Origin of the sequence: Pantoea sp. SM3 (assembly GCF_000963995.1) — a bacterium.
Lineage (GTDB): Bacteria > Pseudomonadota > Gammaproteobacteria > Enterobacterales > Enterobacteriaceae > Pantoea > Pantoea rwandensis_B.
Map to the genome: position 1 here is coordinate 89,276 of NZ_JZRD01000039.1, position 25,778 is coordinate 115,053.

Consider the following 25,778-nt stretch of genomic DNA (forward strand, 5'->3'; position numbering starts at 1 on the left):
GCAGAGCTCTATTTAGAGCGCATAGCCTACCTGAAATACAATTTTTCACACTCGCAAATGGGTTAATTTTGCTAAAGTCAGAATTGTCGCAAAATAGACAACAAGCACAGCTTGCCGCCTTCAGCATAATTCATTGCCCGTGGCGAATTACAGGCAATAAAAAAGGGCGATTGCTCGCCCTTTCATGATCATATTGTGCTATCGACGAAAGATATTACTCGCCAATCTTCGCGAAAGTATCACGCAGTCCAACCGTGCGGTTAAACACCAATTTACCCGGCTGTGAGTAGACGCTATCGGCACAGAAATAGCCTTCACGTTCAAACTGATAAGCTGCGGTAGTAGCCGCTTCACGCAAACCTGACTCCACGAAGCCCTGTTTGATCTCCAGCGAGTTCGGGTTAATGGTGGTGAGGAAATCCTCAGCCGCCGCTGGGTTTGGCACGCTGAACAGACGGTCGTAAAGACGGAACTCAGCTGGCAGTCCATGAATGGCGGAAACCCAGTGGATCACACCTTTCACTTTGCGACCATCCGCCGGATCCTTGCTCAGGGTATCGACATCACAAGTGGCATAGATGCAGGTAATGTTACCCTCTTCGTCTTTCGCCACACGCTCAGCACGAATCACATAAGCATTGCGCAGACGCACTTCTTTGCCCAGAACCAAACGTTTGTACTGTTTGTTGGCTTCTTCACGGAAGTCAGCGCGATCGATCCACACTTCACGGCTGAACGACACTTCACGCGTGCCCATCTCCGGCTTGTTTGGATGATTAGGCATGGTCAGCGTTTCTTCGTGGCCGGCGGGCAGGTTTTCGATCACCACTTTCAACGGGTCGAGTACCGCCATCGCGCGTGGTGCGTTCTCATTGAGATCGTCACGAATACAGGATTCCAGCGACGCCATCTCAACGATGTTGTCCTGTTTAGTCACGCCGATGCGGCGGCAGAATTCACGAATCGAGGCCGCGCTGTAACCACGACGGCGCAAACCTGAAACAGTCAGCATGCGGGGATCGTCCCAGCCTTCCACTACTTTCTCGGTGACCAGCTGCGTCAGCTTACGCTTCGACATCACCGCGTACTCCAGATTCAGACGCGAGAATTCGTACTGACGCGGATGCTGCGGAATGGTGATGTTGTCCAGCACCCAATCATAGAGGCGACGGTTGTCCTGGAATTCCAGCGTACACAATGAGTGGGTAATGCCTTCGATCGCATCCGAAATGCAGTGCGTGAAGTCGTACATCGGGTAGATGCACCACTTGCTGCCGGTCTGATGGTGATCGGCAAACTTAATGCGGTACAGCACCGGATCGCGCATCACAATGAAGCTGGATGCCATGTCGATTTTGGCACGCAGACACGCTTTACCTTCCTCGAAACCGCCATCACGCATCTTCTGGAACAGCGCGAGGTTCTCTTCCACGCTGCGGTCGCGGTACGGGCTGTTTTTACCCGGCGCAGTCAGAGTGCCGCGATATTCACGGATCTCTTCCGCCGACAACTCATCAACGTAAGCCAGACCTTTATTGATCAGCTCAACGGCGTAGTTAAACAGTTGGTCGAAATAGTCTGAGGAGTAACGAATGTTGCCGCTCCACTCAAAGCCCAGCCATTGCACGTCACGCTTGATGGATTCAACGAACTCCAGGTCTTCTTTCACCGGGTTAGTATCGTCAAAACGCAGGTTGCACTGTCCTTGATAATCTTGGGCGATACCAAAGTTCAGGCAGATAGATTTCGCATGGCCAATATGCAGATAACCATTGGGCTCAGGCGGGAAACGGGTATGCACACTGCTGTGCTTACCGCTCGCCAAGTCTTCGTCGATGATCTGACGAATAAAGTTCGTTGGGCGGGCTTCAGCCTCACTCATCTCAAAATCCTCAAAACAATAGCGGGTGATTTGTACCACGAAGTAACGGAGTATGATCCACAAAGCGCAGGAGGGAAACAACCGTTTGTTGGTCGTTTTAAAACAAAAAAGGCAGGAATTGCTTCCTGCCTTCTGGCTAAATCACAAGGACTTAGTTTTTCACTTCATACAACGGTGTCACACCTGCAACCACTGAACCGCTTGCCAGCAGATTCAGTCCGGCGAAATCGTCACTGTTGCTGACCACCACCGGGCTAATCATTGAGCGCGCGTTGGCGTTGAGGAAGTCCAGATCCATCTCCAGAATCGGCTGACCGGCAGTGACGGTTGCCCCCTCTTCCACCAGACGTGTGAAGCCTTTTCCTTCCAGCGCCACGGTGTCCAGGCCCATGTGTACCACGATCTCAACGCCGTTAGCGGCTTCCAGACAGAACGCATGGTTGGTGTTGAAGATTTTCACCACGGTACCGGCAATCGGTGCCACCACGGTTTTGTCCGTTGGTTTGATTGCCAGACCATCGCCCACCGCTTTGCTGGCGAACGCCTCATCCGGCACCGCGTCCAGCGCGACAATCTCACCGGTCACCGGTGCCACCAGCGTAGCAATCACCGCTTTTTCAGTGTTCAGCACGGCCTGGGGTTTAGTCGCGACCGGCGCAGCGGCGGCAGGAGCGGAAGCCGCAGCAACCGGGCCTTTGCTCAGTACCGTTTTCATTGCGGAGGCGATGCTTTCAGCCTGAGTGCCGACAATCACCTGCACGCTCTGTTTGTTCAAACGAATCACACCGGATGCACCCAAACGTTTCGCCACGCCTTCATTCACCTGGGCTGAGTCTTTGACGTTCAGACGCAGACGGGTAATGCAGGCATCGATGTTGGTCAGGTTGTCTGAACCGCCGATGGCAGCAATGTAGCGGCGTGCCAGTGATTCAGTCTGGCTTTCACCATTACCGCTATGGTCGACGTTGACGTCATAACCATCAGTTTCATCACCCGCAGACAATTCGCGGCCCGGGGTCATCAGGTTGAATTTCTGAATAGTGAAACGGAACACCACATAGTAGATGGCGAAGAACACCAGACCTTGTGGGATCAGCATCCACCAATTCACCGCCAGCGGGTTACGCGTTGACAGCACCATATCCACCAAACCGGCACTGAAGCCGAAGCCTGCAATCCAGTGCATGCTCGCAGCAATAAATACCGAGATACCGGTCAATACGGCATGGATCACATACAACACCGGCGCCACGAACATGAAGGAGAATTCCAGCGGTTCAGTGATACCCGTGAAGAAGGCCGCGAAGGCCGCAGCCAGCATGATACCGCCGACTTTCGCGCGGTTTTCTGGACGTGCGCAGTGGAAGATAGCCAATGCTGCACCCGGTAAGCCAAACATCATGATCGGGAAGAAGCCCGCCTGATAGCGACCGGTGATGCCCGGGATACCCGTACCATTCGCGATAGATTGTGCACCGCCAAGGAACTTAGGAATATCGTTAATGCCTGCCACGTCAAACCAGAATACGGAGTTCAGTGCGTGATGCAGACCGACCGGAATCAGCAAACGGTTAAAGAAGGCGTACACCCCTGCGCCCACCGAGCCCATTTTCTGAATGTGCTCACCGAAGTTCACCAGGCCGCCGAAGATGATTGGCCAGATGTACATCAGGATAAACGCCACAACGATCATCAGGAATGAGACAAGGATCGGCACCAAACGGCGCCCGCTGAAGAACGACAGCGCTTTGGGCAGCTCAACATGGCTGAAGCGGTTATACACTTCAGCAGAGAGAATACCGACCAGAATACCCACGAACTGGTTATTGATCTTGCCGAAGGCAGCAGGCACCTGATCGACCGGGATCTTCTGAATCATCGCCACCGCAGCAGGTGAGCAGAGTGTCGTCACCACCAGGAAGCCCACGAAGCCGGTTAACGCGGCCGCACCATCTTTATCTTTGGACATACCGTAAGCCACACCGATGGCAAACAGCACTGACATATTTTCGATAATGGCAGAACCGGACTTGATCAGCAGAGCGGCCAGCGCATTGCCTGCACCCCAGCTGTCTGGATCAATCCAATATCCTACCCCCATCAAGATTGCCGCTGCCGGCAGTGTCGCTACCGGCACCATAAGCGCGCGGCCGACCTTTTGCAGATATCCTAAAATACTCACCTTTTTCTCCCCCTATGAGACTGGCGTTTGCCGTAGCGTGGGTTGATTTTATTATCCCTACGCCCGGTACCTTGATGACATCTTTCACCACGAGGCGCAGTGTAAAGATAAATTAATTCGCCTCGCAAATTAAAACCACAGTAACTGTGACTTTAATCACCATAATGGACGTTTATTACTGCGAAATGCTAGCCACCACCACAAACTTATTTTATGATGAAAAATATCAAGTCGCACTTTTCCCTGCTGGTTGCGCTTAAACAGATTACGCTTAATGGCAGCAACCTAAACCAGCATCGGCGACAACATTTTCCTAATCTTAATTGAGGTGAAGACATGAGACTGATCCCTTTGGCCACACCGACCCAGGTGGGTAAATGGGCTGCACGCCACATTGTTAACCGCATTAATGCGTTTAAGCCTAGCGCAGAACGTCCCTTCGTGCTGGGCTTGCCAACCGGTGGTACGCCACTGGAAGCTTACAAGCACCTGATTGATATGCACAAAGCGGGCCAGGTTAGTTTCAAGCACGTGGTGACGTTCAATATGGACGAATACGTGGGCCTGCCAAAAGAGCATCCGGAAAGCTACCACAGCTTCATGTACCGCAACTTTTTCGATCATGTTGATATCCAACCAGAAAATATCAATCTTCTGAATGGCAATGCGCCAGATATTGACGCAGAATGTCGCCAGTACGAAGAGAAGATTCGCTCTTACGGTAAAATTAATCTGTTCATGGGCGGCGTGGGCAACGACGGACACATTGCCTTTAATGAGCCGGCTTCTTCACTCTCTTCCCGCACCCGCATTAAAACCCTGACGCACGATACCCGCATCGCCAACTCGCGTTTCTTTAACGGCGATGTCGATCAGGTGCCAAAATACGCTCTGACCGTGGGTGTGGGTACGCTGCTGGATGCTGAAGAAGTGATGATTCTGGTGACGGGCCATCTGAAAGCGCAGGCGTTGCAGGCCGCTGTAGAAGGTAACGTTAATCATATGTGGACCATCAGCTGCCTGCAGCTGCATGCGAAATCTGTGGTGGTGTGTGACGAACCGGCCACCATGGAACTGAAAGTGAAAACCGTGAAATATTTCCGCGAAATGGAAGCGGAAAATATGAAAGGTGTGTGAGAACACGTTGTGAAAAACCTGCTGCCTTAAGGTGGCAGGCTTAGCCGGGAGAGAAAAACGATGTACGCATTAGTGAACGGCCGGATTTTTACCGGTCATGAAATTCTGGACAATCATGCCGTGGTGATTGCAGATGGCCTGATTGAGCGCGTGTGCCCACGAGATGCGCTTGATGCAACGATGGCACAGCAGGATGTGGCTGGTGCGTTTATCGCTCCCGGATTTATTGATTTGCAGTTAAACGGCTGCGGCGGCGTGCAGTTTAACGATGATATCGATGCGCTGAGCGTGGAAACGCTGGAAATCATGCAGCGTGCCAACGAAAAATCAGGCTGCACCAGTTATCTGCCAACGCTGATCACCAGCACTAATGCGCTGATGAAGCGTGCCATCGAAACCATGCGTGCCTATCTGGCAAAACATCCGAATCAGGCGTTAGGCCTGCATCTGGAAGGCCCATGGTTGAACAAAGCCAAAAAAGGCACCCACAATCCCGATTTGATTCGTCTGCCCGATGCGGAGATGGTCGATTTTCTCTGCGCTAACGCGGATGTGATTACCAAAGTGACGCTGGCACCAGAAAACGCCGGTGCCGAGGTGATTGCCAAGCTGCGCAATGCCGGCATTATTGTTTCTGCGGGCCATTCAAACGCCACTTATGAAGAAGCCAAAGCGGGCTTTAGTGCGGGTGTCTCTTTTGCCACTCACCTTTATAATGCCATGCCGACCTTCGCCGGTCGTGAGCCTGGACTGATCGGTGCGCTGTTTGATTCACCTGATGTATACTGCGGCATTATTGCGGATGGTTTACATGTCCACTACGCTAACGTGCGCAATGCAAAGCGTATCAAAGGTGACAAGCTGGTGCTGGTAACGGATGCAACCGCACCTGCCGGCGCGTCGATTGATAAATTCATTTTTGCAGGCAAAACAATATACTATCGTGACGGCCTTTGCGTTGACGAAAACGGTACCTTAAGCGGTTCTGCGCTCACCATGATTGAAGCGGTGCAAAACAGCGTAGAACATTGTGGTATCGCGCTGGATGAAGCATTGCGTATGGCAACGCTCTACCCGGCCCAGGCAATGGGTGTGGAAAAACAGCTGGGTTCAGTGACAGCAGGAAAAGTCGCTAATCTCACTGTCTTTACCCGCGATTATCAAATCATTAAGACGTTAGTCAATGGAGACGACGTCCTCAGCGAGTAAGTACTGAATGACCACTGGCGGCCAGACTCAAATAGGAAATGTCGATCTTGTCAAACAACTCAATAGCGCAGCCGTTTATCGGCTAATTGATCAACAAGGGCCGATTTCGCGCATACAGATCGCCGATCTCAGCCAGCTTGCGCCCGCCAGCGTCACGAAAATTACCCGCCAGCTTATTGAGCGCGGCCTGATCAAAGAGGTAGAGCAACAAGCCTCTACCGGTGGTCGCCGCGCCATTTCCATCATTACCGAAACTCGCCATTTTCATACCATAGGCGTTCGCTTAGGACGCAATGATGCCACGCTGACATTATTCGATCTGAGCGGCAAATCGTTGGCGCAGGAAGATTATCCCCTGCCTGAGCGCACCCAAGAAACGCTGGAGAATGCGCTGTTCAATGCCATCACGGCATTTATGGCGGCGCATCAACGCAAGATTCATGAATTAATCGCGATCGCGGTGATTCTGCCGGGCCTGGTAGACCCGATTAACGGCATTATTCGCTATATGCCGCACATTGCTGTCAGCCACTGGCCGCTGGTATCCAGCTTACAGAAACGCTTTAACGTCACCAGCTTTGTCGGTCACGATATCCGTAGCCTGGCGCTGGCGGAGCACTATTTCGGTGCAAGTCGCGACTGTGCAGACTCCATTCTGGTGCGTTTACACCGCGGTACCGGCGCGGGCATCATCGCTAACGGCCATATTTTCCTCGGCAGCAACGGCAACGTGGGGGAAATTGGCCATATCCAGGTTGACCCATTGGGCGAGCGCTGCCACTGCGGCAACTTTGGCTGCCTGGAAACTATTGCCGCCAATGGCGCGATTGAAAATCGCGTGCGCCATCTGCTCAACCAGGGCTATCCCAGCACGCTGACGCTGGATAACTGCCTGATGCCGCAAATTTGCCGTGCCGCCAACCAGGGCGATGCGCTGGCCTGCGAAGTGATTGAGTATGTAGGACGTTATCTCGGGAAAGCGATTGCGATTGCCATTAACCTGTTCAACCCACAAAAGGTGGTATTGGCGGGGGAAATCACCGACGCAGACAAAGTGCTGTTCCCGGCGATTGAAGGCTGCATTAATACCCAGGCGCTGAATGCCTTCCGCAAAAACCTGCCGGTGGTTCGTTCCGAACTGGATCACCGTTCCGCTATTGGCGCCTTTGCCCTGGCGAAACGTGCGATGCTGAATGGTATTTTGCTGCAGCACCTGCTGGAAGAATAATTGAAGCCTGCCGTCTGGCGGGCCCGACCGGAAACTAATATGACCATCAAAAGCGTAATCTGTGACATCGACGGCGTGTTGATGCACGACAATACCGCCGTGAAAGGCGCGAATGAGTTTCTGCAGCGCATCCTTGAAAAAGAGATGCCGCTGGTAGTGCTGACCAACTATCCGTCGCAAACCGCTCAGGATCTGGCAAACCGTTTTGCCAATGCGGGTGTCGAGGTACCGGATTCGGTGTTCTATACCTCGGCGATGGCGACCGCCGATTTTCTGCGTCGTCAGGAAGGCAAAAAAGCCTACGTGATTGGCGAAGGCGCGCTGATTCATGAACTGTATAAAGCCGGATTTACCATCACCGATGTGAATCCCGATTTTGTGATCGTCGGGGAGACGCGCTCCTTTAACTGGGAAATGATGCACAAAGCGGCTTTCTTTGTGGCCAATGGCGCACGCTTTATCGCCACCAACCCGGATACCCATGCACGCGGTTTTGTGCCAGCCTGCGGTGCACTCTGCGCCGGTATCGAAACCATCTCTGGTCGCAAACCGTTTTATGTCGGCAAACCGAGCCCGTATATCATGCGCGCTGCGCTTAATAAGATGCATGCCCACTCGGAAGAAACGGTGATTGTCGGCGATAACTTGCGCACCGATATTCTGGCCGGATTCCAGGCGGGACTGGAAACCATTCTGGTGCTCTCCGGGGTTTCGACGCTGAGTGACATTGATGCGATGCCTTTCCGCCCTGACTGGATTTACCCTTCAGTGGCCGATATCGACCTGTTCTAAACCTGCTCTTATCGCGTTTACTTATCGCCCTGCCCGCACGCCCTGTGAGCAGGGCGTTTGTTTTTGCATCCCTTTATCATGATTCAGTGCAAGGTTAATTGCGCAGGAAATCATCCAAAACGCCAATTCATTAGACACCATCTAATTTAATCGGCATTTAATTAGATAAAATTCAATTTTTGAGCCATAGCAACAATCTTTTTATCAAAAGATCGCAATTTCACTTGCGTTAACACCACCAGATAGCGCATTTTCTTATACATCACGCAGTCAAGGCTGCCGGACAAACGTAGAAATAACATCGCCGCAAGGTGAGATCAGGAGTCAGTTATGTGTTCGATTTTTGGTGTGCTGGATCTGAAAACCGATCCTGTTGAATTGCGCAAGAAAGCGCTGGAGTGTTCCCGTCTGATGCGTCACCGTGGCCCGGATTGGTCTGGTGTGTATGCCGATGACAACGCCATTCTGGTGCATGAGCGCCTGTCGATTGTTGACGTTAACAACGGTGCACAGCCGCTGTACAACGCTGACCACACCCACGTACTGGCCGTGAACGGCGAGATCTACAACCATCAGGCTTTGCGTGCTGAACTGAGCGATCGTTATGCGTTCCAGACCGGTTCTGACTGCGAAGTGATCCTCGCGCTGTACCAGGAAAAAGGTCTCGATTTCCTGGATGATCTGCAAGGCATGTTCGCCTTTATTCTGTGGGACAGCGTGAAGCAGCAGTATCTGATTGGCCGTGACCACATCGGGATTATCCCACTGTACATGGGCAACGATGAGCACGGTAACCTGTTTGTCGCCTCAGAAATGAAAGCGCTGGTGCCGGTTTGCCGCACCATTAAAGAATTCCCGCCGGGAAGCTTCCTGTGCAGCAGCGATGGCGAAATCCGTCGTTACTGGCAGCGCGACTGGATGGATTTCTCTGCCGTTGCAGAGAACACCACTGACGCTGCGGGTCTGAAGCATGCGCTGGAAGAGTCAGTGAAAAGCCACCTGATGTCTGACGTGCCTTATGGCGTGCTGCTGTCTGGCGGCCTCGACTCCTCCATCATTTCTGCCGTGACCAAGCGCTTTGCGGCAAAACGTGTGGAAGATGAAGACAAAAGTGATGCCTGGTGGCCACAGCTGCACTCTTTTGCTGTCGGTCTGGAAGGCTCACCTGATCTGAAAGCGGCCAAATCCGTGGCGGAACATCTGGGCACCGTGCACCACGAGATTCACTTTACCGTGCAGGAAGGTCTGGATGCGATTCGCGATGTGATTTACCACATTGAAACCTATGACGTCACCACCATTCGCGCCTCAACGCCGATGTATTTGATGTCGCGTAAAATCAAGGCAATGGGCATCAAAATGGTGCTGTCTGGTGAAGGCGCGGACGAAGTGTTTGGCGGCTACCTGTATTTCCACAAAGCACCGAACGCTCAGGAATTCCACGAAGAGAACGTGCGTAAATTGCTGGCGCTGCACATGTTTGACTGTGCGCGTGCCAACAAAGCGATGTCTGCATGGGGCGTTGAAGCGCGCGTGCCGTTCCTCGACAAGAAATTCCTCGACGTGGCGATGCGTATCAACCCGGAAGACAAAATGTGTGGCAGCAACGGCAAGATGGAGAAACACATTCTGCGTGAGTGCTTCTCTTCTTACCTGCCGGAGAGCGTCGCATGGCGTCAGAAAGAGCAGTTCTCTGATGGTGTAGGCTACAGCTGGATCGATAGCCTGAAAGAGGTGGCAGCGAAGCAGATTACCGATCAGCAACTGTCTACCGCGCACTTCCGTTTCCCGTACAACACGCCGAACTCAAAAGAAGCGTATTTGTACCGCGAAATCTTTGAAGAGCTGTTCCCGATCGCCAGCGCGGCAGAGTGTGTACCGGGCGGTCCATCTGTTGCCTGTTCATCTGCAAAAGCGATTGAGTGGGATGAAGCCTTCAAAAACATGGATGACCCATCTGGTCGTGCTGTAGGTGTGCATCAGTCCGCCTACAAATAAGCTTGTGAATGAGTAGGATAAGGGGTCTGTAAAGGCCCCTTTTTGTTTTCATCGCCGATGTTACGATAGAAAACTGCTGAATAAATCGCCACCCTGGTTACAAGCCAGTCAAACAGGCGTTTTAAGGCAAAAAACGGCAAAAAACTTGTTGACGCTACAAAGCTCAATACGCATAATGCGCCCCGCAACGCCGATGAAGGTTAGCGAAAAAAGATGGCTACGTAGCTCAGCTGGTTAGAGCACATCACTCATAATGATGGGGTCACAGGTTCAAATCCCGTCGTAGCCACCATCTTTTCGCGGGAGTGGCGAAATTGGTAGACGCACCAGATTTAGGTTCTGGCGCCGCAAGGTGTGCGAGTTCAAGTCTCGCCTCCCGCACCATTTCAGTCTTCGGCAGCCGGATGGGGTATCGCCAAGCGGTAAGGCACTGGTTTTTGATACCAGCATTCCCAGGTTCGAATCCTGGTACCCCAGCCAATCCGATATTTACTCGTGGATGCGAGTCGACAGATGGGATATCGCCAAGCGGTAAGGCACCGGTTTTTGATACCGGCATTCCCTGGTTCGAATCCAGGTATCCCAGCCATTATCGGAAGCAGTAAGCAGTAAACTCAGGCTACGTAGCTCAGCTGGTTAGAGCACATCACTCATAATGATGGGGTCACAGGTTCAAATCCCGTCGTAGCCACCAAATTTTTGGGGTGTCGCCAAGCGGTAAGGCTCTGGTTTCTGATACCAGCATTCCGGGGTTCGAATCCCTGCACCCCAGCCATATTCAAGAAAATTTGTAACGCCATTAATTGGGGTGTCGCCAAGCGGTAAGGCTCTGGTTTCTGATACCAGCATTCCGGGGTTCGAATCCCTGCACCCCAGCCAATTAAAGACAATTTGAAAACGCATTATTGGGGTGTCGCCAAGCGGTAAGGCTCTGGTTTCTGATACCAGCATTCCGGGGTTCGAATCCCTGCACCCCAGCCAAATTGCACAATAAAGCCCGCTTTTGCGGGCTTTATTGTTTTCTGCTTCCGGTTAAAACAAAGAGCGCCTTGCGACGCTCTGACACCTATAGGCCCAACGCGTACTTCAGCGCCTTACGTTTCAGCGCTCCGGCATTCTCCGCTGCAATCAATCCCAGATTACGCACAAAACGCAATGGGGCCAGCGTGTTGCTAAAGGCAAAATAGAACAGATCCATCCCACCCTGCATCAGCAAATTATCTTTATAACGTTGACGATGATAACGCTGTAACACCGCGTCCGATGACCACAACTGTGCCTGGCTGCGCGCTTCCACCAACGTATTGATTAATGCATCAACGTCACGATAGCCGAGGTTGACGCCCTGTCCCGCGAGGGGATTGATGGTGTGTGCCGCATCACCCACCAGCGCTAATCCTGGCAAGACATAGCGGGTAGCGTGGCGACGAACCAAAGGGAATGAGGCAGCTTTCTTGACCTGAACCCGCCCAACGCGTGCCGGGAAATGGGCGTGAATCTCTTTTTCAAGCTGTGACAATGGCAACGCCTGTAGCTGGCGAATACGCGCCGGTGCGTCATACCACACCAGAGAAGCATGGCGATCAAACAGCGGCAGAAAAGCACGTGGCCCCTCTGGCGTAAATTGCTGCCAGGTCGAATCCCCCGCATCATGCTCACATTCGACGCTAATCAGCATGCAGGACTGCGCGTATTGCCAGCCACGCACCCCAATTCCCGCCAGCTGGCGCACGCGCGAGTTGGCGCCATCCGCGCCAACCACCAGCCGCGTATCCAGCGTGGTGCCATTATCCAGCTGAACCTGCCAGCCGCCGCGATGCGATTGAAGCTGTTGCAGGCTGGCGGGGCAGATCAGCGTGATCCCCTCTTCCTGCATCTTTTCCCACAGCGCGCGTTGCAGCACGCTGTTTTCCACCATATATCCCAGCTCAGGCAAGCCCAGCGAGGCGGCATCAAAGGTCACATGTGCACTTTGCCACTCCCAGGTTTCGAGCTTGCGATAAGGCGCACAGCGCATCGCCTGCACGCGTTCCCACACATTCAATTGACGCAGCAGTGCTACCGACGAGGCTCCAATCGCGGAAATGCGAACATCGGGCGGGCTTGCGGCATTAAACGCAGCGGGTTCGGCACGTTCAATCACCGCCACACGAAATTGCTGCTGTGCCAGTCCACAAGCCAGCGCGGCACCGACCATACCGCCGCCCACCACCACCACATCAAAATGTGAATCCTGCATTGACTCTAATCCTTCTGCTTGCCGTGTTAGCTCACGTCATCACGTTGATAGATAAAGTGTACCGGAAATTTGCTGCACAATCTCAGGCCCTGCTGTGCTGGTCACAACAGCAGCAAAGCATTACAATACGCGCCCTGCACTTCCCTGCTCTGAATCAATGGCTAGTTCGATGACCAAAAAACTGCATATTAAAACCTGGGGCTGTCAGATGAATGAGTACGATTCATCAAAGATGGCCGATCTGCTGAACAGCACGCACGGTTACACCCTGACCGAGGATGCTGAAGAGGCGGATGTACTGCTGCTCAACACCTGCTCGATCCGTGAGAAGGCGCAGGAGAAGGTTTTCGCCCTGTTAGGACGCTGGAAGAAATTGAAAGCGATCAATCCTGACGTGATTATTGGCGTCGGCGGCTGTGTCGCTTCGCAGGAAGGTGAACGCCTGCGTGAACGCGCCAATTTCGTGGATATTGTGTTTGGTCCACAGACGCTGCATCGTTTGCCAGAGATGCTGAATCAGGTGCGCGGGACGAAAAGCCCGGTGATTGACATCAGCTTCCCGGAAATCGAGAAATTTGACCGTCTGCCAGAACCGCGTGCAGAAGGCCCGACGGCCTTTGTCTCCATTATGGAAGGCTGTAACAAATACTGTACTTTCTGCGTGGTGCCTTACACCCGAGGCGAGGAAGTGAGCCGTCCCTGTGACGATATTCTGTTGGAAATCGCGCAACTGGCTGCGCAGGGCGTGCGAGAAGTGAATTTACTGGGCCAAAACGTCAACGCCTATCGCGGCACGACCTTTGATGACCAGCTCTGCAGCTTCGCGGAACTGTTGCGTCTGGTGGCGGCCATTGATGGCATCGACCGCATCCGCTTTACCACCAGCCATCCGATTGAATTCACTGATGACATTATTGATGTCTACCGTGACACGCCAGAGCTGGCGAGCTTCCTGCACTTACCCGTTCAGAGCGGTGCCGATCGTATCCTGACGCTGATGAAGCGTGCGCATACCGCGCTGGAATATAAAGCCATCGTCCGCAAGCTGCAGAAAGCACGTCCTGATATTCAGATGAGTTCAGATTTCATCATTGGTTTCCCTGGCGAAACGCAGCAGGATTTTGAGCAGACCATGAAACTGGTGGGCGACGTGAATTTCGATGTCAGCTTCAGCTTTATCTACTCGGCCCGTCCGGGTACGCCTGCCGCTGATTTGCCTGACGATGTTTCGGAAGAAGAGAAAAAGCAGCGCCTGTATATTCTGCAGGATCGCCTCAATCAGCAGGCGATGGCGTGGAGTCGTCGCATGCTCGGCACCACGCAGCGAGTGCTGATTGAAGGTATCTCACGTAAAAATGTCATGGAACTCACCGGGCGCACCGACAACAACCGCGTGGTGAACTTCGAAGCGCCTGTTGAAATGATCGGTAAGTTTGTCGACGTAGAAATTGTCGATGTTCATGCCAACTCGCTGCGCGGCAAACTGATCCGCACCGAAGATGAAATGGCCTTGCGTGTCAGCCAAAGCCCCGATGCCGTCATAGCCCGTACGCGCCGTGAAAATGACATCGGTGTCGGTCTCTACCAACCTTGATATCCCACGCTTTGCGCGGCAGTGCACAAGATGCTGCCGCCCGTTTCATCCCGTGCCCCTTGCATTCCACCTGCAACGCCCAAATATCGCTTTTGCAACTTGCAGCCGGGCCTTGCCCCATAAATAATTCCGTATATACCCTAAATCATTCAAGGTTCAGGAAGGCGGCAAGGGAGTGAATCCCCTGGAGCTTACTCCGGTAAGTGACTGGGGTGAATGAGTGCAGCCAACGCACCTGCACCTTGAAATATGACGGGTATAGATGCTTATGTCTGTAATGAAGCATTGGATACACCTTCTTCAACTGGCCCTGAGTGACCCAAAGGATTCATTTGAATATCGAAACTCGTGAAATCGCCCTTGAACCGGCTGATAACCGCCGACTGATGAGCCTGTGCGGTCCGTTTGATGACAATGTGAAGCAGCTGGAAAAACGCCTCGGTGTCGAGATCAACCGTCGGGACAACCATTTCAAACTGGTGGGCCGATCGCTCAGCGTCGACGCGGCCATCAACATTCTGCGTGACCTGTACGTGAGCACCGCACCTGTGCGTGGCCAAATCCCGGATATTGAACCGGACCAGGTGCATCTGGCGATCAAAGAGAGCCGTGTACTGGAGCAAACCGCCGAAAGCGTGCCGGAGTTTGGTAAGGCGATACACATCAAAACCAAGCGTGGTGTGATTAAACCTCGTACGCCAAACCAGGCACAGTACGTGGCGAATATCCTCGACCATGACATCACCTTCGGTGTGGGTCCAGCCGGTACCGGTAAAACCTATCTGGCGGTGGCCGCTGCTGTTGATGCCCTCGAACGTCAGGAAATTCGCCGTATTCTGTTGACGCGTCCTGCGGTAGAGGCCGGTGAGAAACTGGGCTTCCTGCCGGGAGACCTGAGCCAGAAAGTCGATCCTTATCTGCGTCCGCTCTACGATGCCTTGTTTGAAATGCTCGGCTTTGAGCGCGTGGAAAAGCTGATGGAGCGCAATGTCATTGAAGTGGCCCCGCTCGCTTACATGCGCGGCCGTACACTCAATGACGCCTTCGTGATTCTCGATGAGAGTCAGAACACCACCATCGAGCAGATGAAGATGTTCCTGACACGTATCGGTTTCAACTCCAAAGCGGTGATCACCGGTGACGTCACACAGATTGACCTGCCGCGCAGCACCAAATCCGGCCTGCGTCATGCCATTGAGGTTTTGGCGGAAGTCGATGAAATCAGTTTTAACTTTTTCCACAGCGAAGACGTGGTGCGTCATCCGGTTGTCGCACGCATCGTGAATGCTTATGAAGCGTGGGAAGAAGCCGATCAGAAACGCCGTGACAAACTGGCAGAAGAGCGCAAGCGTGAAGCGCTGGCGTCTCAACTTGCCGCCCCATCCAGCCCGCAGGAGCCTTCATGAGCGCGGTGATTTTAGATTTACAGTTGGCCTGTGCCGATGAAAATGGCCTGCCAGCCGAACCTGCTTTCCAGCGCTGGCTCGAAGCCGCCGTTACGCCTTTCCAGCCGGAAAGCGAAGTTACCATCCGTCTGGTGGATGAAGCGGAGAGTCATGAGCTTAATCTGACTTATCGCGGTAAGGATAAGCCGACCAACGTGCTCTCTTTCCCGTTTGAAGCGCCACCCGGGATGGAGTTGCCACTGCTGGGCGACCTGATTATTTGCCGTCAGGTTGTTGAGCAAGAAGCGGAAGAACAAGGCAAAACCGTTGAAGCCCACTGGGCTCATATGGTGGTCCACGGTACGCTACATCTGCTGGGCTATGACCATATTGAAGACGAAGAAGCCGAAGAAATGGAGGCGCTGGAGACCGAGATAATGCTTGCTCTTGGTTATCCTGACCCGTACATTTCGGAGAAAGAAGACGCCTGATCCCCTTAGGTTCAGGTTATTGCGCTGCTGGCGCGGATGCCAGCAGTTCCTTTCCCTCACCAGAGAGAACGAAATAAAAACGCCATGAGCGACGACCATTCTCAAAACAGCGACGCACCCAGTAGTAAAAAGGGATTTTTCTCCCTGTTAATTAACCAACTTTTTCACGGTGAACCTAAAAACCGTGATGAGCTACTGGGACTGATCCGCGATTCTGAGCAAAAAGAGCTGATCGATCAGGACACCCGCGACATGCTCGAAGGGGTTCTGGATATTGCCGAACAGCGTGTGCGTGACATCATGATCCCGCGCTCCCAGATGATCACCCTTAAACGCAATCAAAGCCTTGAAGAGTGTCTCGCGGTGATTATTGATTCCGCTCACTCACGCTTCCCGGTGATCAGCGAAGATAAAGACCACGTCGAAGGCATTTTGATGGCCAAAGACCTGCTGCCGTTTATGAGCAGCGCGTCTGAACCTTTCAGCATTGAGAAAGTGCTGCGCACCGCCGTTGTCGTGCCTGAAAGTAAGCGTGTCGACCGCATGCTGAAAGAGTTCCGTTCCCAGCGCTATCATATGGCGATCGTCATTGACGAATTCGGTGGCGTTTCCGGGCTGGTCACGATTGAAGATATCCTCGAATTGATTGTCGGTGAAATTGAAGATGAATATGACGATGAAGAAGATCGTGATATCCGTCAGTTAAACCGCCATACCTATACCGTACGTGCGCTTGCGCCTATCGAGGATTTTAACGAGGTATTTGGTACCAGCTTCAGTGATGATGAAGTGGATACCATTGGCGGTCTGGTGATGCAGGGATTCGGCCACCTTCCCGCGCGCGGTGAGAGCATCGACATTGATGGTTACCAATTCAAAGTCGCGATGGCCGACAGCCGCCGTATCATCCAGGTGCATGTGAAAATTCCGGAAGACTCTCCACAACCGCAACTGGAAGACGAATAATTTTATGGCTTTAGCCTCTCTTTACTCGCAGCAGCGGGTTCGCCTGCTGCTGGCTTTGATTACGGGTGCCGTTGGCACCCTTTCCTTTTCTCCCTACGATTTTTGGCCTGCCGCATTAGTTTCCCTGGCGGGTCTGCAGTTGCTGCTACTGGATCGCCGCAGCCCACAAGCCGCCGCGATTGGCTTCGTCTGGGGCTTTGGTCTGTTCGGCAGTGGCATTAATTGGGTTTACGTCAGCATCGCCACCTTCGGCGGTATGCCCGGCCCGGTTAACGTCTTCCTGGTGATATTGCTGGCCGCATATCTCGCCATCTATCCGATGCTGTTTGCGGCGGTACTTAATCGCCTGTGGCCCCGCGCGACCTTGTGGCGTCTGGTGTTAGCTGCACCGGCATTGTGGCAAATCAGCGAATTTCTGCGTGGCTGGATTCTGACCGGATTCCCGTGGCTGCAGTTCGGCTATAGCCAGATCGACGGTCCGCTCAAAGGCCTTGCGCCGCTGGCAGGCGTCGAAACCATCACTTTCCTGTTAATGATGATCGCCGGTCTGCTGGTGCATGCGCTTTATCATCGCACGGTGAAGAGCCTGGTGGCCGCCGCAGTATTGTTGCTGCTGCCATGGCCACTGCGCATGTTGCAATGGTATCAGCCGTTGCCGGAACGCAGCGTGGATGTGGCGATGGTGCAAGGCAACATTCCACAGTCGATGAAGTGGGATCCGCAGCAGTTGCTGAATACGTTGCGCGTGTACACCTCTTACAGCCAGCCTTTTATGGGCAAAGCGCCCATCATTATCTGGCCTGAATCGGCGATTACCGACCTGGAAAGCAATCAGCAGCCGTTCCTCAAAGCGCTGGACGCAGAACTGCGCGAGCGCGGCAGCGCGTTAATTACCGGGATTGTCGATTCACGCGTTGAAGGGGATAACCGCTACCACGATTACAACTCCGTGATTGTGCTGGGCGGCGAGCAACCTTACAGCTACCAAAGCCATAACCGTTATCAGAAAAACCATCTGGTGCCGTTCGGGGAGTTTGTGCCGCTTGAAGACTTGCTGCGTCCGCTGGCGCCGTTCTTCGATCTGCCAATGTCGTCGTTCAGCCGTGGCGCCTATGTGCAGCCGCAGTTGAAGGTGGCGGGTTATGACCTCACCAGCGCCATCTGCTACGAGATTGTGTTGGGCGAGCAGGTACGCGCTAACTTCCGCCCTAATACCAATTTCCTGCTGACGGTGTCTAACGATGCCTGGTTCGGTCACTCCATCGGCCCATGGCAGCACTTCCAGATGGCGCGTATGCGTGCACTGGAACTGGGCCGTCCGCTGTTGCGATCCACCAATAACGGTGTCACGGCGGTGGTGAATGCCAACGGCGAGGTTGAAAAAGAGATCCCGCAGTTCACGCGTGACGTGCTGGAAGCCAGGGTCACACCCACCACCGGTGAAACCCCTTATGCCAAAGCAGGCATCTGGCCGGTATGGATTCTGACGTTGTTCGGCATCGTCCTTGCGATTATTCGTCGCCGCCACTGACACTCCGATCACATTCTGACAGGCGAAGTGCTCACTTCGCCTTTTTTTGCGCTGTTTTCCGCTCCCATCGGCTACGCTTTACCAGATTCTCTGCTGGCTTTTTCGCGCATTTCACCGTACTGGCACGATCATTGCTAATTATTTCAGTGATTTTATCAACATCAGCGTTTTGTCAGCGTAATGCCATGTTCACGCACTATTATTTGGCACTGACACGCACCGAAACGGCGCAATGGCTTTTCATTGCCTCTTAATGGTGCGGAGCGGCTCGCAAAAAACAAACTTTTTTGTTTCATTGCGTTAACAATTCGCTATGTTAATCACTATCCTGCGCGCAGTTGCGCTAAGGGATAACTAAAAAAGCAGCACGAAATACACACAACATCACAATATGCGCAGTTTATGTTCTGCGCGACATCCATTCAAAGGAGTAGGAACATGCAGACACGCAAAGTGGCATTATCTCTTCTGCTGTTGGGAGCAGCAGCGGGAGCGGCCCAGGCGGAAGATCTCACCGGCACCCTGAAAAAAATTAATGATAGCGGCGTGATCGTCGTTGGGCATCGTGAGTCATCAGTTCCCTTTTCTTACTACGACAACCAGCAAAAAGTGGTTGGCTATTCACAAGACTACTCAAATGCCATCGTAGCGGCGATCAAAGCCAAACTGAACAAGCCTGATCTTCAGGTAAAAATGCTGCCGATCACCTCTCAGAACCGTATCCCACTGCTGCAGAACGGCACTTACGATTTTGAATGTGGTTCTACCACCAACAACCTGGAGCGTCAGCAGCAAGCCGCCTTCTCCGATACCGTATTTATCATCGGTACGCGTCTGCTGGTGAAAAAAGGTGGCGACATCAAAGATTTCGCGGACCTGAAAGGCAAAACCGTTGTCGTGACCTCTGGTACCACTTCTGAAGTTCTGCTGCACAAGCTGAACGATGAGAAGAAAATGGACATGCGCATCATCAGCGCCAAAGACCATGGCGATTCTTTCCGTACGCTGGAAACCGGTCGTGCCGTGGCCTTTATGATGGATGATGCCCTGCTGGCGGGTGAACGTGCCAAAGCGAAGAAACCAGATAACTGGGAAATTACCGGCACTCCACAGTCAAAAGAAGCTTACGGCTGCATGCTGCGTAAAGAAGACCCGCAGTTCAAACAGCTGATGGATGAAACTATCGCGAAAGCGCAGACCTCGGGTGAAGCCGCTAAGTGGTTCGATACCTGGTTCAAACAGCCGATTCCACCGAAGAATCTGAACATGAACTTCGAACTGTCTCCAGATATGCAGGCGCTGTTCAAAGCACCAAACGACAAAGCACTCTGAATTAACAATGAAAACAAGGGCAGTTAGGCTGCCCTCTCGATTGCTGAACACGCGGTGCGGACAGACAGACTGCAACAGGTCGTTCCCCTGAAGCAGAACGCAAGACACCGCTCAACAATCTTATGGGTAGCCTCGCTACCCTTTTTTTACCGGAGCTCGTTATGGGTATCGATTGGAACTGGGGCATCTTTTTACAACAGGCCCCGTTCGGCAATACGACCTACCTCGGCTGGCTGTGGTCCGGATTTCAGGTTACCGTTGCGGTTTCCTGCTGCGCCTGGATTATCGCCTTCCTGGTAGGTTCCTTCTTTGGCATTCTGCGTACCGTGCCCAATCGACTGCTGTCGACCATTGGTACCTGCTACGTGGAACTGTTTCGTAATATCCCGCTGATCGTCCAGTTCTTCTTCTGGTATCTGGTGGCGCCAGAACTGGTTGGCGAAAAACTGGGGATGTGGTTTAAAGCAGAACTGGCCCCCAATATTCAGTTCTTTGTTTCCTCAACCATTTGCCTCGGCTTGTTCACTGCTGCCCGTGTTTGCGAACAGGTCCGTGCCGCGATTCAATCACTGCCACGCGGTCAGAAAAACGCAGGGTTGGCGATGGGACTGACGCTGCCGCAAACTTATCGCTACGTGCTGCTGCCTAATGCCTATCGCGTGATTGTGCCGCCGATGACCTCGGAAATGCTGAACCTGGTGAAAAACTCGGCCATCGCTTCGACCATTGGTCTGGTGGATATGGCGGCGCAGGCCGGTAAGTTGCTCGACTACTCGGCGCACGCCTATGAATCCTTCACCGCCATTACCCTGGCTTACGTGGGTATTAACCTGGTGATCATGCTGATTATGAGTTTGGTAGAACGTAAAATTCGCCTGCCCGGCAATCTGGGAGGCAAATAATGTACGATTTTGACTGGAGTTCGATTCCTCCCAGCCTGCCCTATTTGTGGAATGGCTTGATCATCACCTTCAAGATTACCGCCGTCGCCGTGGTGTTCGGCATTATCTGGGGCACGATTCTGGCCGTGATGCGTCTGTCGCCGTTCGCGCCGATTCGCTGGTTCGCTAAGCTGTACGTCAACCTGTTCCGCTCCGTGCCGCTGGTGATGGTGCTGCTGTGGTTCTATCTGGTGGTGCCTGCATTACTGCAACAGGTATTGGGACTTTCCCCCAAAACTGACATTCGCCTGATTTCCGCCATGATCGCTTTTGCACTGTTTGAAGCGGCCTACTATTCGGAAATCATCCGTGCGGGTATCCAGAGCATCTCACGCGGACAGTCGAATGCTGCGCTGGCGTTGGGTATGACGCACTGGCAATCAATGAAATTGATCGTCCTGCCGCAGGCGTTCCGCGCCATGGTGCCACTGCTGCTGACGCAGGGCATTGTGTTGTTCCAGGATACGTCGCTGGTGTATGTGTTAAGCCTGGCTGACTTCTTCCGTACCGCCTCGACGATTGGCGAACGTGACGGTACCCAGGTTGAAATGGTTCTGTTTGCCGGTCTGGTCTATTTTGTGATCAGCCTGAGCGCTTCGCTGTTGGTTAGCTATCTGAAAAGAAAGAGGACGGTTTAAATGATTAGCCTGAAAAATGTTTCTAAGTGGTATGGTCACTTTCAGGTGCTGACCAACTGCTCCACCGAAGTAAAAAAAGGTGAAGTGGTGGTGGTCTGTGGACCGTCCGGCTCAGGTAAGTCAACCTTGATTAAAACGGTGAATGGTCTGGAACCGGTGCAGGAAGGCAGCATTCAGGTAAACGGTACCGAAGTGAACAACAAGAAAACCAACCTGGCGCAACTGCGCAGCAAGGTCGGTATGGTGTTCCAGCACTTCGAACTGTTCCCGCATCTGAGCATTGTCGATAACCTGGTGCTGGCGCAGGTCAAGGTGTTAAAGCGTGATAAAGCCGCTGCGCGTGAGAAGGGTCTCAAGCTGCTGACGCGTGTTGGTCTGGCTGCGCATGCGGAGAAGTTCCCTGGACAGCTCTCGGGCGGCCAGCAACAGCGTGTGGCGATTGCCCGTGCGCTGTGTATGGATCCCATCGCGATGCTGTTTGACGAACCGACATCTGCGCTTGACCCAGAGATGATCAACGAAGTGCTGGACGTCATGGTGGAGTTGGCGAACGAAGGCATGACCATGATGGTGGTGACGCACGAGATGGGCTTTGCGCGCAAAGTGGCCAATCGCGTGATCTTTATGGATGAAGGGAAAATTGTCGAAGACACTAACAAAGATGACTTCTTTAATAACCCGCAGTCCGACCGCGCAAAAGACTTCCTCGCGAAGATCCTGCATTAATTAGCGCCATCCATCGCGCCGCTGCATGGCTGTGATTTCCCATCACGCACGCAGCGGCGCGATTCATCTTAGGGTTTTCTGCTCATTAAGGTTCAAAAGGCTGACGCTGGAAATGATCGTGTCCACACTCCGGGCAGCGCGTTAAGCTCTCCGGTGTATAGATCGCCCGGGTAAAACCGCACTTCTCACACACCAGGTTGCCCAATCCCACCACTTCACCGCTTTGATAAACACCGTGATGTCGTAGATCCTGAAACACTTCGCGCCACTCTAACTGGCTTTTGTCAGTGATATCCGCCAGTTCTTTCCACACGCTCTCGCGAATCACGCGCAAAAATACGGAGTCACCGAGCACATCTGAAGATTCCTGATAGCTGAGCGCGAATTCATGTAGATCGCGCCTGACTGCCCGCATCACCTCATTCACTTCAGAAGAGGTCAGCGTCTTTTTCGCTAATAAATCCTGCCGTGCCTCAGCAACCAGGGCATCAACATCACGCTCGCCCTGCTCCAGCCGCTGGGTTAATGCCGCTATCGTTGCACGATACTCCTGCGCCACGTTATTCATTTTGTTCTCCTTTCCGCGGGATTAGCTGATAGTAAGTTTAGCTGTTCTGTCATATTTGCCGTGACGAAAGCGGAGTAAATCGCAAAAGGGTGAAAGCGGCGGCGCAATGAGTAGAAATCCGCTCTGCCGGGGCGTGAAATGTTGTTGAGGAAGAGCCTTATGGGTATGCTATGCGGATCTAAATGTATGCGAACCCGTCATACTTCAAGTCGCAGGTGCGTTGGCTGCACGTGTTCACGCCATCGCTTACTTCGTTAAGCGCGAGTGTATTCACACCTTTGCCGCCTTCCTGTGACGCGAACTATTCAGGGTTAACGATTTTCATAAAGGACCACAGGCAGCCATGCAAGAGCAATACCGCCCGGAAGAGATAGAATCCCGCGTCCAACAGCACTGGGACGAAAACGAAACCTTTAAAGTGACCGAGCAGGAAGGCAAAGAGAAATACTACTGCCTTTCTATGCTGCCCTATCCTTCTGGCCGCCTACACATGGGCCACGTGCGTAACTACACCATCGGCGATGTGATTGCGCGCTATCAGCGCATGCTGGGTAAAAATGTCCTGCAGCCGATTGGCTGGGATGCGTTTGGTCTGCCAGCCGAAGGCGCTGCGGTAAAAAACAACACCGCGCCCGCACCATGGACTTATGACAACATCGAATACATGAAGAACCAGCTCAAACTGCTGGGCTTTGGCTATGACTGGAGCCGTGAATTGGCGACCTGCCAGCCAGAGTACTATCGCTGGGAACAGTGGTTCTTCACCAAGCTGTATGAAAAAGGCATGGTCTACAAAAAGACCTCAGCGGTGAACTGGTGCCCACATGACCAAACCGTGCTGGCTAACGAACAGGTTATCGACGGCTGCTGCTGGCGCTGTGACACCAAAGTTGAACGCAAAGAGATTCCTCAGTGGTTCGTGAAAATCACCGCTTACGCGGAAGAGCTGCTCAACGATCTGGATAAGCTGGAAGACTGGCCTGAAACGGTCAAAACCATGCAGCGTAACTGGATTGGTCGTTCTGAAGGCGTGGAAATCACTTTCGATGTGGCATACAGCGAAGAGAAATTAACGGTTTACACCACACGTCCGGACACCTTCCTCGGTGCGACCTACGTTGCGGTGGCAGCCGGTCACCCACTGGCGCGCCAGGCTGCGGCCAGCAACCCTGCGTTGTCTGATTTTATCGCCGAGTGCAGCACCACAAAAGTGGCTGAAGCGGATATGGCGACGATGGAGAAGAAAGGCATGGCCACCGGCCTGTTTGCTATCCATCCGCTGACGGGCGAAGAGATCCCGGTCTGGGTCGCTAACTTTGTCCTGATGGAATACGGCACCGGCGCAGTCATGGCAGTTCCAGGGCATGACCAGCGTGACTGGGAGTTCGCCACCAAGTACAACCTGAACATCAAGCCAGTGATCCTGAATCTGGATGGTTCAACGCCTGATCTGAGCGAAGCAGCGATGACCGATAAAGGCGCGCTGTTCAACTCGGGTGAGTTCAACGGTCTGGATCATCAGGCAGGCTTCAACGCCATTGCTGATGCATTGGCGGCGAAAGGCGTTGGCGTGCGTAAAGTCAACTATCGTCTGCGCGACTGGGGTGTGTCCCGTCAGCGTTACTGGGGTGCGCCAATCCCAATGGTGACACTGGAAGACGGCACGGTGATGCCAACACCAGAAGATCAGCTGCCAGTGATTCTGCCAGAAGATGTGGTGATGGACGGTATCACCAGCCCGATCAAAGCCGATCCTGAGTGGGCAAAAACCACGGTTAACGGCCAGCCAGCGCTGCGCGAAACTGATACCTTTGACACCTTTATGGAGTCATCCTGGTATTACGCGCGTTACACCTGTGCCAACTACAACGAAGGCATGCTGGATCCTGCCGCCGCGAACTACTGGCTGCCAGTGGATCAGTATGTCGGTGGTATCGAACACGCCATCATGCACCTGATGTACTTCCGCTTCTACCACAAGCTGCTGCGTGACGCGGGCCTGGTGAACTCTGATGAGCCAGCCAAACGTCTGCTGTGTCAGGGCATGGTACTGGCCGATGCGTTCTATTACACCGGCGCGAGCGGCGAGCGTAACTGGGTTTCTCCGGTTGATGTTAGCGTTGAGCGCGATGAAAAAGGTCGTATTGTTAAGGCTGTCGACAACGCAGGCCGCGAAGTGGTTTATGCCGGCATGAGCAAGATGTCCAAGTCGAAAAACAACGGCATCGATCCACAGCTGATGGTTGAACGTTACGGTGCCGATACCGTGCGTCTGTTCATGATGTTTGCTTCACCAGCAGAAATGACGCTGGAATGGCAGGAATCTGGTGTCGAAGGTGCGAACCGCTTCCTGAAGCGCGTGTGGAAACTGGCCTACGAACACGTGGCGAAGGGTGCCACCGTGGCGCTGGACCTCAATGCACTGAACGACGATCAGAAAGCGCTGCGTCGCGATCTGCACAAAACCATCGCCAAGGTGGCCGATGACGTGGGTCGTCGCCAGACGTTCAACACCGCTATCGCTGCCATCATGGAGTTGATGAACAAGCTGACTCGTGCCCCACAGGAGAGCGAGCAAGATCGCGCACTGATGCAGGAAGCGCTGGTGGCGGTCGTTCGTCTGCTCTATCCGTTCACGCCGCATGCCAGCTATGTGCTGTGGCAGGCGCTGGGTGGAGAAGGTAACGTAGATGAAGCCAGCTGGCCGGTTGCAGATGAATCCGCGATGGTAGAAGATTCACTGCTGGTCGTTGTACAGGTGAATGGCAAAGTGCGCGGCAAGATTACCGTTGCGCCGGATGCTACGCAGGAGCAGGTTCAGGCGCGTGCTGCGCAGGAGCACATTGTGGCGAAATATCTGGAAGGCGTCACACTTCGTAAAGTGATTTATGTCCCTGGCAAACTGCTTAACCTGGTCGTAGGTTAAGTTCAGGAGGAAC

Annotated in this window: 19 protein-coding genes and 8 tRNA genes; 23 read left to right on the forward strand and 4 right to left on the reverse strand. The window is 53.2% G+C overall.

Going from position 1 to position 25,778, the window contains the following annotated elements:
- Positions 1-214: 214 nt before the first annotated feature.
- Together glnS and nagE are read right to left on the reverse strand one after the other, a co-directional pair.
- Positions 215-1,882, reverse strand: a complete 1,668-nt coding sequence (glnS, locus tag VI01_RS20845) for a glutamine--tRNA ligase (RefSeq protein WP_038648266.1) — start codon at positions 1,880-1,882, stop codon at positions 215-217.
- Between the two features lie 151 nt (positions 1,883-2,033).
- Positions 2,034-4,058: an N-acetylglucosamine-specific PTS transporter subunit IIBC gene (gene nagE / locus VI01_RS20850; protein WP_045816530.1), complete on the reverse strand. Its 2,025-nt coding sequence runs from the start codon at positions 4,056-4,058 to the stop codon at positions 2,034-2,036.
- A 342-nt stretch (positions 4,059-4,400) separates the two neighbouring features.
- Between nagE and nagB the strand changes: the two genes are divergently transcribed.
- The 13 genes from nagB to VI01_RS20915 all read left to right on the forward strand — a co-directional run bounded on the left by nagB (position 4,401) and on the right by VI01_RS20915 (position 11,409).
- Entirely contained in the window at positions 4,401-5,201 is an 801-nt protein-coding gene (nagB, locus tag VI01_RS20855) for a glucosamine-6-phosphate deaminase (protein ID WP_034829102.1), read from the forward strand.
- Positions 5,202-5,261: 60 nt separating this feature from the next.
- Entirely contained in the window at positions 5,262-6,410 is a 1,149-nt protein-coding gene (gene nagA / locus VI01_RS20860) for an N-acetylglucosamine-6-phosphate deacetylase (protein WP_045816505.1), read from the forward strand.
- Between the two features lie 7 nt (positions 6,411-6,417).
- Entirely contained in the window at positions 6,418-7,638 is a 1,221-nt protein-coding gene (locus tag VI01_RS20865; protein WP_034829098.1) for an N-acetylglucosamine repressor, read from the forward strand.
- A 39-nt stretch (positions 7,639-7,677) separates the two neighbouring features.
- Positions 7,678-8,430: an HAD-IIA family hydrolase gene (locus tag VI01_RS20870; RefSeq protein ID WP_034829095.1), complete on the forward strand. Its 753-nt coding sequence runs from the start codon at positions 7,678-7,680 to the stop codon at positions 8,428-8,430.
- 330 nt (positions 8,431-8,760) lie between these two features.
- A complete protein-coding gene (asnB, locus tag VI01_RS20875; RefSeq protein ID WP_038648273.1) occupies positions 8,761-10,428 on the forward strand; it encodes an asparagine synthase B in 1,668 nt (555 codons plus the stop codon).
- 215 nt (positions 10,429-10,643) lie between these two features.
- Positions 10,644-10,720: transfer RNA gene (locus tag VI01_RS20880), tRNA-Met, on the forward strand.
- Between the two features lie 7 nt (positions 10,721-10,727).
- Positions 10,728-10,812, forward strand: a tRNA-Leu gene (locus VI01_RS20885).
- Positions 10,813-10,833: 21 nt separating this feature from the next.
- Positions 10,834-10,908 (forward strand) — tRNA-Gln (locus tag VI01_RS20890).
- 34 nt (positions 10,909-10,942) lie between these two features.
- Positions 10,943-11,017 (forward strand) — tRNA-Gln (locus tag VI01_RS20895).
- A 28-nt stretch (positions 11,018-11,045) separates the two neighbouring features.
- Positions 11,046-11,122: transfer RNA gene (locus tag VI01_RS20900), tRNA-Met, on the forward strand.
- Between the two features lie 6 nt (positions 11,123-11,128).
- A tRNA-Gln gene (locus VI01_RS20905) sits at positions 11,129-11,203 on the forward strand.
- A gap of 29 nt (positions 11,204-11,232) precedes the next feature.
- Positions 11,233-11,307: transfer RNA gene (locus VI01_RS20910), tRNA-Gln, on the forward strand.
- 27 nt (positions 11,308-11,334) lie between these two features.
- Positions 11,335-11,409: transfer RNA gene (locus VI01_RS20915), tRNA-Gln, on the forward strand.
- Positions 11,410-11,494: 85 nt separating this feature from the next.
- Here VI01_RS20915 and ubiF read toward each other — a convergent pair.
- A complete protein-coding gene (ubiF, locus tag VI01_RS20920) occupies positions 11,495-12,667 on the reverse strand; it encodes a 3-demethoxyubiquinol 3-hydroxylase (RefSeq protein ID WP_045816506.1) in 1,173 nt (390 codons plus the stop codon).
- 169 nt (positions 12,668-12,836) lie between these two features.
- Between ubiF and miaB the strand changes: the two genes are divergently transcribed.
- The 9 genes from miaB (at position 12,837) to VI01_RS20965 (ending at position 22,271) form a co-directional block, all read left to right on the forward strand.
- Positions 12,837-14,261, forward strand: coding sequence for a tRNA (N6-isopentenyl adenosine(37)-C2)-methylthiotransferase MiaB (miaB, locus tag VI01_RS20925; protein WP_045816507.1), 1,425 nt, complete (start codon positions 12,837-12,839; stop codon positions 14,259-14,261).
- A 332-nt stretch (positions 14,262-14,593) separates the two neighbouring features.
- Positions 14,594-15,667: a PhoH family protein gene (locus VI01_RS20930; RefSeq protein WP_038648284.1), complete on the forward strand. Its 1,074-nt coding sequence runs from the start codon at positions 14,594-14,596 to the stop codon at positions 15,665-15,667.
- On the forward strand, positions 15,664-16,137 hold the full coding sequence (gene ybeY / locus VI01_RS20935) for an rRNA maturation RNase YbeY (RefSeq protein WP_045816508.1): 474 nt from the start codon (positions 15,664-15,666) through the stop codon (positions 16,135-16,137). The genes VI01_RS20930 and ybeY overlap by 4 nt, the downstream gene beginning before the upstream one ends.
- 84 nt (positions 16,138-16,221) lie before the next feature.
- Positions 16,222-17,103 (forward strand): CNNM family magnesium/cobalt transport protein CorC, encoded by an 882-nt coding sequence (corC, locus tag VI01_RS20940; RefSeq protein WP_034829075.1) that lies wholly within the window; start codon positions 16,222-16,224, stop codon positions 17,101-17,103.
- A gap of 4 nt (positions 17,104-17,107) precedes the next feature.
- On the forward strand, positions 17,108-18,634 hold the full coding sequence (gene lnt, locus VI01_RS20945) for an apolipoprotein N-acyltransferase (protein ID WP_045816509.1): 1,527 nt from the start codon (positions 17,108-17,110) through the stop codon (positions 18,632-18,634).
- 438 nt (positions 18,635-19,072) lie between these two features.
- A complete protein-coding gene (locus tag VI01_RS20950) occupies positions 19,073-19,966 on the forward strand; it encodes a glutamate/aspartate ABC transporter substrate-binding protein (protein WP_045816510.1) in 894 nt (297 codons plus the stop codon).
- A 161-nt stretch (positions 19,967-20,127) separates the two neighbouring features.
- Positions 20,128-20,868, forward strand: coding sequence for an amino acid ABC transporter permease (locus tag VI01_RS20955; protein WP_045816511.1), 741 nt, complete (start codon positions 20,128-20,130; stop codon positions 20,866-20,868).
- On the forward strand, positions 20,868-21,545 hold the full coding sequence (gene gltK, locus VI01_RS20960) for a glutamate/aspartate ABC transporter permease GltK (protein ID WP_045816512.1): 678 nt from the start codon (positions 20,868-20,870) through the stop codon (positions 21,543-21,545). The genes VI01_RS20955 and gltK overlap by 1 nt, the downstream gene beginning before the upstream one ends.
- A complete protein-coding gene (locus VI01_RS20965; protein WP_038648298.1) occupies positions 21,546-22,271 on the forward strand; it encodes an amino acid ABC transporter ATP-binding protein in 726 nt (241 codons plus the stop codon).
- Between the two features lie 85 nt (positions 22,272-22,356).
- On the opposite strand, the gene VI01_RS20970 is transcribed toward VI01_RS20965, so the two are convergent.
- Positions 22,357-22,839 carry a zinc ribbon-containing protein gene (locus VI01_RS20970; protein WP_038648301.1) on the reverse strand — a complete coding sequence of 161 codons (483 nt, stop codon included), beginning with the start codon at positions 22,837-22,839 and terminating at the stop codon, positions 22,357-22,359.
- A 343-nt stretch (positions 22,840-23,182) separates the two neighbouring features.
- Between VI01_RS20970 and leuS the strand changes: the two genes are divergently transcribed.
- Complete coding sequence (gene leuS, locus VI01_RS20975) at positions 23,183-25,765, forward strand: leucine--tRNA ligase (RefSeq protein WP_038648304.1); 2,583 nt, start codon at positions 23,183-23,185, stop codon at positions 25,763-25,765.
- Positions 25,766-25,778 lie beyond the last annotated feature (13 nt).